The organism is Labrys okinawensis, assembly GCF_047345005.1.
GTDB lineage: Bacteria > Pseudomonadota > Alphaproteobacteria > Rhizobiales > Labraceae > Labrys > Labrys okinawensis.
This window is the reverse complement of the sequence record NZ_CP178864.1, coordinates 2,255,669-2,267,717: the sequence shown is the minus strand read 5'-3', so window position 1 is coordinate 2,267,717 and position 12,049 is coordinate 2,255,669. Positions and strand designations below refer to the sequence as shown.

At 57.0% G+C, this 12,049-nt stretch carries 9 protein-coding genes; 1 reads left to right on the top strand and 8 read right to left on the bottom strand.

Going from position 1 to position 12,049, the window contains the following annotated elements:
- Positions 1–15 precede the first annotated feature (15 nt).
- From ACMDCR_RS10675 to ACMDCR_RS10655, 5 genes are all read right to left on the bottom strand, one after another.
- The gene (locus ACMDCR_RS10675; RefSeq protein ID WP_413992504.1) at positions 16–747 is read right to left on the bottom strand and encodes a DeoR family transcriptional regulator; all 732 of its coding nucleotides are present in this window, start codon (positions 745–747) and stop codon (positions 16–18) included.
- 267 nt (positions 748–1,014) lie between these two features.
- Positions 1,015–1,812: a DUF2182 domain-containing protein gene (locus tag ACMDCR_RS10670; protein ID WP_413992503.1), complete on the bottom strand. Its 798-nt coding sequence runs from the start codon at positions 1,810–1,812 to the stop codon at positions 1,015–1,017.
- A 119-nt stretch (positions 1,813–1,931) separates the two neighbouring features.
- The gene (locus ACMDCR_RS10665) at positions 1,932–3,551 is read right to left on the bottom strand and encodes a tyrosinase family protein (RefSeq protein ID WP_413992502.1); all 1,620 of its coding nucleotides are present in this window, start codon (positions 3,549–3,551) and stop codon (positions 1,932–1,934) included.
- Positions 3,552–3,748: 197 nt separating this feature from the next.
- Entirely contained in the window at positions 3,749–4,375 is a 627-nt protein-coding gene (locus ACMDCR_RS10660) for a DJ-1/PfpI family protein (protein WP_413992501.1), read from the bottom strand.
- A 393-nt stretch (positions 4,376–4,768) separates the two neighbouring features.
- Positions 4,769–5,377 carry a hypothetical protein gene (locus ACMDCR_RS10655; protein ID WP_413992500.1) on the bottom strand — a complete coding sequence of 203 codons (609 nt, stop codon included), beginning with the start codon at positions 5,375–5,377 and terminating at the stop codon, positions 4,769–4,771.
- A gap of 800 nt (positions 5,378–6,177) precedes the next feature.
- On the opposite strand from ACMDCR_RS10655, the gene ACMDCR_RS10650 reads away from it, so the two are divergent.
- Positions 6,178–7,506: a cytochrome P450 gene (locus tag ACMDCR_RS10650; RefSeq protein WP_413992499.1), complete on the top strand. Its 1,329-nt coding sequence runs from the start codon at positions 6,178–6,180 to the stop codon at positions 7,504–7,506.
- A 5-nt stretch (positions 7,507–7,511) separates the two neighbouring features.
- On the opposite strand, the gene ACMDCR_RS10645 is transcribed toward ACMDCR_RS10650, so the two are convergent.
- The 3 genes from ACMDCR_RS10645 to ACMDCR_RS10635 all read right to left on the bottom strand — a co-directional run bounded on the left by ACMDCR_RS10645 (position 7,512) and on the right by ACMDCR_RS10635 (position 12,039).
- Entirely contained in the window at positions 7,512–9,434 is a 1,923-nt protein-coding gene (locus tag ACMDCR_RS10645; RefSeq protein ID WP_413992498.1) for a di-heme-cytochrome C peroxidase, read from the bottom strand.
- A gap of 60 nt (positions 9,435–9,494) precedes the next feature.
- Complete coding sequence (locus ACMDCR_RS10640; RefSeq protein ID WP_413992497.1) at positions 9,495–11,054, bottom strand: oleate hydratase; 1,560 nt, start codon at positions 11,052–11,054, stop codon at positions 9,495–9,497.
- A gap of 772 nt (positions 11,055–11,826) precedes the next feature.
- A complete protein-coding gene (locus tag ACMDCR_RS10635; RefSeq protein ID WP_413992496.1) occupies positions 11,827–12,039 on the bottom strand; it encodes a hypothetical protein in 213 nt (70 codons plus the stop codon).
- Positions 12,040–12,049: the final 10 nt, after the last annotated feature.

The following is a 12,049-nucleotide window of genomic DNA, read 5'->3' as shown; positions in this document are numbered from 1 at the left end:
CATTCGGAGCCAAGCTCAATCGCTATCGAGCTTGGTCTCCCCGTGTTCCGTGATGATCGCATCGAACACCTTGAGGTCCGCAAAAAAAGCTCTCTTGATCTTGCCGATCTTGCTGCTGTCGACGACCAGGTAGTTCTCACGCGAAAGGCTTATCGCCTTCTGCTTCACCTCGGCCTCGTGAAAATGCTCGCAGGTGGCGCCGCGCTTGGCATCCGCACCGGCGGCCGACAGGAACGCCACATTGATGCCGACGGAATCGAGAATATCGAAATCGCGTGTTCCCGAGAAGGAAGCGGATGCCGGATGATAAACGCCCCCCAGCATGATGGTGGTAATGCCTGGCTTCTTCGTCAGGAGCTGTGCCACATTCATGGCGTAGCATATTGCAGTTATTTGATAATTGTCCGGTATGAGGTCGACGAGGTGAACAAGCGTCGTGCCGCAGTCCACGAAGATCGTTTCGTCCGGCCGGATCTTGCTGGCGGCATGGGCGCAGGCTTCACGCTTGGCGGCTGCGTGGCTGTCTGCCGCCGTCGATAATTCGTAGGGCACGTCGCGTTCCGCGTGCGACGCCGCCAGGATATGGCCGCCGAGGAAGGCGAATTGCTCGGGGTTCTGGGCGACATCGCGCCGAACGGTCATCTCCGACACGCCCAGGAGCTGGGCCGCCTCGCTCAGATGGATAATCCGGCGCCGATCGAGGGCGGCGATCAAGGCAAAAACCCGCTCTGTCCTTCGTGCGGTCAAAAGCTGCCGTCCAAACCTGTTACAGATTTCACAAAATCTGTTACACCACCGGCGGACGGTGTCAATCCACCAGCCTCACGGACAATTCGGCCATGGTCTTGCGCCGGGTGGAGCAGCGGCAGGTATTCGTCGGGGTGGGGACCGGTCAAGAACGCAAGAAGCGGCCCCGAAGGACCGCTTATTTGTTGTCTCCTGGGAGGGAGAATGGACCGGGCGACGTGCTCGAAGCCGGCGTACAGCTCGAAGGGCATCTCCCGATAATTCGCATTACTGTTCCAAAACGAGATCGAGTTTGCGCCGCACCGTCCGCCAGCGGATACGAAGCCGCGCGGCTGTCATTCGCCCTGCCCTTCCCAAGCCACGCATCTTCCATCTCGGCGGCTCGGGATCTTCCAGCCGCTCGCAAAAGACCAGAATGGCCACAGCGGCCATTGCCATCAAATGACCTGCCGGCAGCGACAGGGAGAACAGCATCAGCCAGCCGCAGGATCCGACACACCATACACCCCGCGACCAGCCAAAGCGAAGCGCGTCGAGATCGGCTTTCAGTCCGAACACCCGAAGAGGGGGGTTGTCGTGGCACCCGTTCAGGCACCGTTGCTTGAATGGAGAGGCCTGCCAGACGACTGTCGCCAGGCCAGTCACAATCGCCGGAATATAGGATTCAGGCGCCAATGCCAGATACGCAAGCTCAGCACTTGCCAGGACGGCCCCAAACATCATCCATACACAAGCGTAGCCAGCCACGAAAAGGGCGATCGAGCGCGCCCGGCGGGATCTGAGACACGTGAAACGAATGTGGTGGATCTCCGGGACTATCAGCGGAGACATCATGGCTACCAGCATCAGCGCCCACCCTGCGGCGAGCGCCGACGGGGGGTTCAGCGCCAGCAGCAAAGAAGGCGATGCGGCTATTGTCGCGGTACCGCTGCCGGTTGCCGAACAATAAACGTCCAGACCTTCGACGTGCATGCCCGGCCCGAATGCCAGCGCGCCCCATGCGAGTGTGCTGAGCGCCATTACCGGATAACGGACACGGGCCACTTCACGGGCGATGTCAATCATCCTTCCTCCCGATCCGCCTGGAGCATTTTGCTTTCAGACCGACTTACTGGGAACCGCAAAATGCTTTTGATACCAGTAAGTTAATTTGGAAATCCACTCCGACCCGAACGCATTTTGCGCTAGTGGGCCTGGCGGTAAATGCTGATGCGTCCCACCGTAATCGGAGTGCTTTCGGGGATGGCTCTGGAGGGCACTAGACTCACATACAGCGTGTTGAGATCGAACGCCCGGTCGAGGTGCAACTGATCGATCACTTTGGTGATGTCGAGCGTGAAGCTCATGCCCTTGCCACCGTGCTTCCCGGCTGGCTCGCTCGCCTCGCGCAGGCCAAACAGTCCGATCGAGCCGGCGCTGAGATGCCGGAATTGAGAGGGCTTCCCGCCTTCCGGCATGTTGATGTAAACGCTGATAACGCCGCCGATCTTACCGACCACATTGTCCAGCCGCAGGAGCACCCTGTCGGGAGGCGCGGCCTGCGAGGCGCCTTGCAGGCTCGCGACCACCTCGTTGCGAACCCCGGTATCGAGCCTGACAGGCGCGCGGGCGCCTGCCCCATTCACCACGACTGAGCCTTGCGTGGCGCCCATCAGTTCAACTTTGTTCCCGGGTTCCACGTTCGTGACTCCCCCGATTGTGCCGGCGGCGGGAGCCTTGCCCAGGGCCGTCAGCCGCGCGGAGAAGGCTTGCGCCGCGGTAACCACCCCCGCCGGAGCGCTCAGCTCCTTGTAAGTATAGTTGAGCTTACTGATGTCGGTAACATCGCTTGGCGTGAAAAGCCACCATGAGCCATCTTTGGGCATTTGAAAATCCGGCTGCCCGTTGGTAGTCGGGCCGAAAAGCCAGTTGACGTTGTTTGGGTTGTCCTTCTTCAAGGTAACGTTCCAGATCGCCCAGAGACGATCGATATTGGCGTGATGCAAGTAGAAAACCGGGTCGAGACCGGCCATGAGCGGATCGCCCATCAGCCCCTGCTCGTTATTCTGATTGTTCCCCTGGAAACCGCCAATATAGGAGTGCACCAGGTTATGCGGATTATTCTCCAGGTCTCCGGTGGCGGAATCGAAATGTTCAAATCCAGTCTGACCACCGCCGAAGGAGTTGGTATAAGTGGTATCCGACAGGCAATCTGCAGTAACGAGGCCGAAATCGAAATCCGAGTTGGGATCTTGGGGGTGAGCGTTAACGCCGGCCTGTGTCGGCACAAAGATGACCCCGTCGCCGTTCGGGCCGTAACGAGCACTCACAAACAGCGGATTCGGAGATCCTGGTATGTTTGACGGCACATTAGGTGGAAGCTGGGCCGCCTGGGGGAAGTTCTGCTCTAGAAACGCCGGCGGGATATTGAACTGATCCGGCGGATTCTGCTGTCCGAAATAGTCCCAATACGGCAACGACCAGCTTGATGGCCCTCCCAGGGAAATAACGTCCTCGCGAACTTGATTTTCCAGGGCGATGAGGTAGCCGCGGTGCCAGGGTGGGAAGTACCAAGTGGCGTGCTGGCATTGGCTCCAACCCTTCAAGTCGCGGGAAGGCAGCGGTGGCACCTGGGGCGGGGCGGTAATGCCAGCCCATTCGGGGCCATCGCCATGAATCGCGCCGAAGTACCACCAGCTCTTCGGGTCGGTGATGCTGCGCTGCATCATCTTGCCGACACCAATCGCGTACCAAAGTAGGTCGGCATTGCCTTCAAGGGTGCCGCCATTATCCCAAGCGTTATTTCGTGTGAATGTCGCTGTCATTTGAACCAGCTCCCTTCGAGAATTTGCCGTATTCAATCCACCTGGGCAAAGTCATCTGCCCCGTCCTAAGGTCTGAATAACTTGCAGGTGGCCCGTATTGACGATACCACTGCGCATTCTAGAGGAATTGCGCTGCTATTATAAATTTAGACGTCCTTCGTATTGCGTACAAACATGTAGACCTCTTCTAGTCCTCTTCAGGCTTCTATCTCATCGAGAGGGCATGTTACGGTGGCCGGAATTTCGCTATGCACTGGAGGTTTAGGATAATACTGTGTCGTTTGCTGTACTGATTGAGCCACTTCTTCGCCCTTGAGCAGTCGAATAAGCTCAAGTGCTTCATCAAGGCCCGATGAGATACCCCCACCGGTGAGACGATTACGATCGAGATGAAAGCGAGGGTAACCGTCCGCAACCTTTACGTGTGGAAATCGCTGAAGCAGACATGGGATAACCGCCCAATGCGTTGTCACCTTGTACCCGTCGAGTAGCCCTGCCGCCGCAAGGAGCAGAGCCCCTTCACATACCGAAGCGACGTAACGTGCGGTCTTACTTTGAGCAATCAGGAAGTTGAGGTAAGCGCGACTGGGATCTCGCATCAAACGACTTAGGACGGCAGGCTCACCACCCGGTGTCCAAAGGACATCGCCAGTTGGAGCATCGCTGAACGCCTTGTCCACATGAAGGGCTAGGCCACTATTACTGGTGACGAGCCCTACCCGTTCGGCGACCAAGAGCACGTCCAGTTGCGCCCAGTGGAACATTTCGTAGGGACCTGTCACGTCCAGGAGATCGACGCCATCGTAAACTGGCATCACTATCATCTCACGCTTCCGCTTTGGCATCGATGTCCCTATGCAGTGTAATGTACTACATCCACGTCATAGTGCCTTCAAAACTTGAAAAGCCTTCCAGGAGATCGGCGCTATTTGCGAGGACGCAGCTGAAATTGTGGTCTTCAAGATGAACTACGTGATCTTGTCCGACTCTGTCGACGTCACAAGAAATATTATGCCCGGACGCGGTCAACAGCCATTGTGATTGTCTCCGCACCGTCGTGATCCCCTTTGGAATTCAAACAGCCAGTGTACGCACGGCTCAGCAAGGAGAGAGCGCTGTCCGTGCGCAACACTTTCAATAAGAACTCCATTCGGATGCCAGGACTTGTTACGCTGTCGAAAGATACAAGACAGCTCATGCTCCCTTATCAGGCATGATTAGAAAACTGGCTGAGTCGGAGGATGTAGTGGATCCTGAGGATTGATATTCACCTCGTAGTCCAAGGGCCTGGTCGTCATCACCTTCAAGCGGCCATCCTCAATCTTGAGGGAGTAAAGTCCTGCCGACGCTCCCCTGGGGGGGACGCATGCCGCCGTCTCACCAACTCGGCGAGTTTTCGTATCGATTGTTCTGAAGGTACTGTGCTGGTAATCGATATTAGCCTTGGTCATGAGTGCTGTACCGACAGCGTTACCGAAGCCTGCATTTGTATCTCGCACACAAGTGCCATGATTGCCGACCTTACGCGAGGTCACATCGTCATAGTGACAGGATCCATCCCGAGACTTTGACCACATCTTGTGAGCGTAAGAAAATGCGCCGTTCTCATATTTGATGAATGCCAGGGCCAAGCACTGGTAGTGCCCCGCCGGCCGCATGCCCCGGCGGTTGACGTTTTTGACTTCCCCATAGTAAACTGGATCGCCAGCGTCCGTCGCCCAAAAGCGAAGACGCGAGGCAATTTCGTTTGGATCCGTTACTGTCTGAGCATGGGCCACCGACGCCACGCATAAGAATAACGCAGTCGAAACAATCGCTTTCAGCATCGAACCGTCCCCTCTCATCACATTTCATTGACCTTCCACTCGAGCATAGGCAGCTCGGCCGCTAGGAAGCCGTGCTGTAATGCCGATAGCAAGGATGACAAATCGCCGTATGGTGTAGGTCGTCAGAACGATTGTGCTCATCTTTCAAGGCCTCTCTCTCGACGATCCCGAAGACAGAAATCTGTTTCTCCTGAAAATCGAACACGATCAAGATACCTGAAGTATCACCATATACCAATAAACCTTAGCACACTCCAAGTAATAATTCACTACTACTCAATATTAGCGTCAAGAATGTTACTTAAAATTTTATCACGAGACCAAATGGCAAAACCACCTTGGAGAAGCGGCAACCGGACTTTTAATTACGATCCTTTAAAAGGATACGACGATCGCGTGACGAGACCGTGATTCTAACACACTGATGGCCTCTTACTGCCAAGTTCCGCTGAAGTCTCACCCAGTTATCCCACAAAAGACTTCCAAGCCTGTATCTCGAATTGTCGATGGCGGCTAGATCTTGGCGCGGTGAACGGACGGTCGATGGCCCGAAAAGGTCTCCCCTCCCCCTCAATATTTTGCTCTCTTTGAACTATGAATATCACGAATGGAGAGCAATTTCTGCAGTCATTGGCGAAGCCGGTCAAACCTTTGCAGCATCTGACCACCTCGAGCGGGTCACGTCCGCAACGTGTCGGCGCCGGAATCCACTCCCACGCGTTTGGAGCTTCTCCGAAATTTTCTGCCAAAGTATGCCCTGACAGTGTATCGTTGTGTGTGCAGTCAATCGGGGTCTTGCTATGGCTACAATCGAGAATTCCCTGAATATAACCGCCACAAATGACGTCAGCGCACAAAATTCGGGCGGTCCCATCCTGCAGGCGTTCGACGCGATCGCGGCAAAGGGCGGCGACCCCAAGGAAGTCGCCACCAAGCAATTCCAGTTCATCATGAGCCATATTCGGGGCGATGGCCTCCCCTTCTTTGAGGAGCTGCGCGACTTTCGGCCAATATTTCGAACCCCAATGGCGACGCTGGTCTCGCGCTTCCGCGATGTCGAGGAGATTCTCCATCGTGAGACGATCTTTACCGTCAGCCGTTATCTGCCGCGAATGACGGGCGTGATCGGCCCATTCGTTCTATCCCAGGATATTACGCCCCGTTACGATCATGATGTCTCCGTCATGCATCTTGTCGTGCGGCGCGAAGACCTGCTGCGCGTGAAGAATATCGTTGCGGCGGTCGCTGACGAGATTGTCAGCAACCTTTTTCGAACGAGCGAGCCCGCAGACATCGTTCAGACCCTCACCCGGAAGGTCCCGGTTCGGCTGGCGGACGAATATTATGGGTTTTCCGCGGCTATTGACTCACAACTGATGGTTTGGGCCCGGGCCTGCTTTCGGGAGTTCTTCATCAATCTTCTGGACGATCCTGCCGTCCGCGCGCCTGCCGTGTCGGCCGGTGCTGAGATGCGCCAGCGTTTCGATACCCTTCTGGCAGAGCGTCGTGCACCGGGCGCTGTGGCTAAGGACGATGTATTTGGCCGCCTGTTGCAGCTGCAATCAGCGGGCGAGGTTGCGGGTCTCGACGATGAAGGCATTTACCGCACCTTGATGGGCCTGTTCATCGGCATGGTTGAGACGACCTCCCAGGCCGTCGTCCAATCTCTAGCGATGCTTTTCTCCAAGCCCGACGCACTCGCCAGCGCCGTTTCCGCTGCCAAAGCCAATGACGATGAGGGGCTCGCGCGCCTGGTTTTCGAGGCGCTCCGTTTCGCCCCGATCAATCCCATGATCGTTCGGGTCACCCAGGAAGACTATCTTCTTGCGGCGGGCGAGCCCCACCAGACGCTTATTCCCAAAGGTACGATGGTTTTCGCGCTGACCTGGTCTGCCATGTTCGACCCGCATGTCGTGGCGGCGCCGCAAGAGTTCCGGCTCGATCGGCCGGCTAACAATTATCTGCACTTCGCTACCGGCATGCACGCCTGCTTCGGTCGATACATCAGTCAGATTCAGATCCCGCAGATCATAAAGCCGCTGCTAAAGCGCGCGAATCTGCGCCCAGCGGGGCCGCCGGCCTATGATGGGGCGTTCCCGGACTCATTCAAGCTCGTGGCTGATCCCTGAAGCGCTCAATAGGTCTTGAGGAATTCCAACAGGGCCATGCGGTCTGACTCGCTCAAGTCCGTGCCCCAGATATGCCCGCCGTTACCATCGCCGGTGCGCTTGGTGTCGACGAGACAATCCTGCCTGTCGCAGGATTTGGTCACGACGAAGCCGAGCTTGACCGGGTCATAGTCGCGTGCGCCGAGCGCAAAGGCTTTGGGCCGCTGATCGGGCGGAAGCAACAGGTCGTATAATGTAGGGACCGATCCGTTGTGAAGATACGGCGCCGCTGCCCAAGCTCCATAGAGGGGCCTCGCGGCATAGGGGCCATAGGGTGATTGCGTATCGAGCAGGGTGTCCCGCCAGGCAACGCTGCCGCGCCGGGCGAGGTCCTCCATCATCCGCTGCCGCGCGGCATCAATTCCGCCGGCTGCATAGGCCTTTTGCTTGATGCCATCCACTGCGGTTTGCACGGTTCTGGCAAAGGAATTACCAGTGAACGCCACGCCGGCTTTCACACCGGCACAGTCTTTGAGAAGCTCGGCGTCTGCGGCGGTATAGGATTTTGGCTCGACCTTGAGAGCGCCGATATCGGGAACTGGACAGGAGATTCGCAGCGCCGCGGTCGCATCCGTCCCAACGGCCTCCGGCCGCATGCCACGCAGCTTGATCAGGCCGGCTGAGGTGCGTTGATCACTCCCATACTCATGGCAGTTGGCGCAACGGGTCTTGAATATCTGTTCGCCAGAAGCCGAAAGGTCGGGCTTGACTGCGCCGAAGGCTGCCTCAGGCCAGCGCGGAGGATCGATGTAATAGGCGAGCCACTCCAGCTCGTGCATATTGCTTACGGGGATGGAACTCCCGAACAGTGAGCTTGATTGCGCGGGATCGAGAATCACGGTGGCCCCCGCGCCGAGCGTCTCCGTGACATTGCGTTCCATCACCGTATTGGTGTCGATCGTCCATTCGACCCAATCATAGTCCTTGAAGCCCCAAACCTGCGGGAATTTCTCAGGTTGGTCGCGATAGTACTCCACCGATTGAGGTGGTTGCGCCTTTTTGGACCACAGCGGCGGGAATTTTACGGCAGCGTCGAGCTTGACCAGGTTCGCGGTGTTGACCTTGAAGCCATCCTGCGGATTTTCTTTGCGCAGCCGCGTCAGGATGAAATTGCGCGTGCCATCAAACGCATCCAGCCGGCCGAAGCCGGATGTCGGATGTTCCGGGTCCCGCTGCGCCTTGGCGATGCCGATGACGTCGATCAGCTCCCTCCGTGCATCCAGAACGTCACGGCGCATCAATACATTAACACCGTAATAAACCAGAGTTGCCGGTCGCACCAAAGGTGCAGCAATGCCATACCGTTCGTAATCCTGCCGTCCAAGGCGCTTGAGCGCCCGCCACAGCTTGCCTCGATCGTTCAGCGTGGCCGTCAACGCGTCGACTGCCTGAGAATAGAACAACTGCATGTTGAACATATTTGGCGCGCCATCGACGCGGACCGTCTTGCCGTTGTGGCGCAACTCACCCACATGGCAGGCCGCGCAGGTGATCCCGGCAAATTCCATACCGAAGGTGAAAGTGTTGGAGGACAGGGTGAGGCCTACCGGCAGGCCGTCTTTGTGCGCAGGATCGGGTAACAGGCCGAAACGCCCGAGATCCTCGACGAAAGGCTTGGTAGAACCTGGATCGGCAACGTCAAGGGCGGTCAGAAAGGTCCAAGGCAAAATCTCGGAGCCTTGCGACAGGTGATAGAAACTCTCTTTCTGAGCTTGCGTCAGTCCGTTGTCGTAATCGGCGACAATTGTAGGATCAGGACGGTCGAATTTGACCTGCAACGTGTCGTCAAACGCTCCGAGAGTCACCGGGATCGCGTATAGGACTGCGGCTATGAGGTAGAGGCCGGCAACGATCGCCAGCACATAGGCGAAAAAGCGAGCGATCCTCATAGTGATTTTCCTTCTACGATGCTTGGAGTAGCATGCGCCTTCGCGAATTAGCCAAGGCCGTCACTGGAAAAGAAACACCCTAATGGCCCCCCAAAGAGCCTTCGGATCGAACTGACCTTGAAATACCTTCGGTGGTGGAGGACCGCGCTTCAGCAACTGATGGACCGCTTCCCACGCCGTGCGGGCAGAATACTCGATGGTAAATGCGATATCTTTCGGAACCTCGATGTATTGGCCGATAAGCCCAAGGTTGGTTGCCCCCTCGGGAACCACAGCGGGCCTGTCAGCCCGGCCACGCGGCAGCCAGATGTTGTTCACAAAGGGCATGTCGCAGGGGATGCAGATGGACGAGGCCATGATCTCGTCCTTGTGGTCGAACCGCAACTGCTGCAGCACCTCCGACAGGATTTCCTCACCGGAGCAGGCATCCATCCGCTTCTTCACGAAATCGCCGTCGCGTTCCGGATACAAGCCGTAACCCCACCAGACATGCGTGCCAGGGGGCTGGCCGATCACTTCCGGCTGATGAAAGATCGTCACCGACAGCACCCATCCCGAATCCTTCAAGGTCAGGAGCCCACCAAGCCCCGGCTTGCTGAGGGTCAATTTCGAAAGTTGATCCACGAATGAAGTCTCAGTCGTGGTGACCGTGAATGACACCCAGCGGGAAGTGGGCTTCTGAGGCCCGAAATAGAGCTCAGGATTGCCGAAAACCGGACGTTTCTCCGCCAGCCGCCGCCAGAGCGCCGATGATCGTCCGGCGGTTTGTGGGATAGGCGCCTCCTTCATCGAACCCACTGCCATGTTCTCGACCTGTGATCCGAGCGTGGCGAGCACGATGTCTTCGGGTCCGACGACAGCCGACTGTGCCGCGCCGTCCTGTTCGAAATCGATCCGATTGACTGTTATGCGGTCGGGCGCTGGATCGAGGCCGAAGTCCCGTACGAAGGCGCCAGCCAGAAAATTCACGCCGCGCGGACGCAACCAGGCGACCAATGGTTCGATGAATGTCTGGTACTGGCACACGGGCGTTCGCAGAATGTGCTTCATATCCGAAAGATCCGGAAACAAAGCCAGGGCGCGGTTCATGTAGCGCCGGAATTCTGCCGCGCTATGCTCGGGCAACGAGCCCATGATCGTCGACCAGAGCCACCAGAATTCGGAATCGAAAAACTGTTCTCGAAAGAACTCCTTGATGAGCCGCCCGTCGAGATGTGACTCGGGCGTCAGGGCGAGTTTCACCAGGTCGAAGGCATCGCGCATGTTGAGGCCGAAATGCGGGCGGCGCAGGACAGCGCCGTTGCGATCGATAATGTGCACCCGGTCCTGGAACATTTCGCGGTTGTTGAATGTGAAGAATTCATCCTTCACTGAAATATCGGGATTGAGAGTAGAAGGGATCCCCTGAAGCAGGTCGAACGCGCAGACGAATTTATCATCGAAGACAGAGCCGGGCAGGTTGTAGCCGGTCTCTGCCGTGCCGCCGAGGAAGAACCCGCCGCCCATCTGCCGTTCCGCTTCGTAGATGATGATGTCCTTTCCGGACACTCCTGCGTTGCGGATGAGATATGCTGCCGCCGCGAGTCCTCCGAACCCGCCACCTACGATATGCGCTTTCATCAGGCTCCCCCAAGGACCTTGGGCTTGAGAGGGCTTTGCCAGCTCAAGCACGCTCTATCAGGAAATGGATCCCAAGCCTCCTAAAACGAGAGTCCGTCCCCGCCCGGCACTTTTTCCATTCCGCCAAGAGTTAGGATCGACTCCCGCCCTCGTAGTGCCCAGGCGACATACACTATACCATTCATAGTCAAAGATACTATAGGTCGAGGCTAGCCTCGCGATGAGAGCATTTGGACTCGATATCTTCTCGTTTACATTAACCGGAACCTCAGCGAGGTTCACATCACGGCAATAATTATCGAGTGGGAGGTGAGTATCCGGCTCAAGAGGCCTCGCGGATAATATTCAGGACTCTCGTGTGACCCCAGCGTGACCGCATCCTGAAAACCATAGCAGGCGTCACGAGCAAAGCATCCTCTTACGATCGCTTTTGGTTTAGCTCCGTGCTCACGTCATCACGATGAACATATATCGAAAAGCGGTGCTGCGCGACGCCAAGTTGATCTCGCGTTTAGTGAACAACAGCTGATAGCAGTTCTTCAGACTTTCCCGGCGGCCGGCAAGTCTTTGGCATGGTACGGATCGGCGTCATAAGATAACCCCGACCTCGGCAGCAATTTCAGAGAAATAGTGCGCCGATCGGCATCAGAGCCCCTGCCGATATACAGCGTGGAATGGTGGGCGATCGACACAAGAGCGAGGTGTGGCGACGTGAGCTCATTTCGTGCAGCGTGCATTAAGCTCCAGCGGTCACAACCAACAACCAGCAGGCCTACTTCAGGCCCTCTTCGCTTCCGCCGCCGAGTTTCACTCGGTGCCGGTCGATTTCCTCGACCACGGCGGTTAGCGCGGACTGGATGACGGCAAGCTTCTGCATTCCCTCGAGCGCAGACGTGTCACTTGAAGCCGCCAGCTCTTCGATGGCCGCAAGGCGTTCAGCCTCCAGTTTCACGCGCAAAGTCTGCACAGGGTAAATTTCGTTCATGTCTACGAGG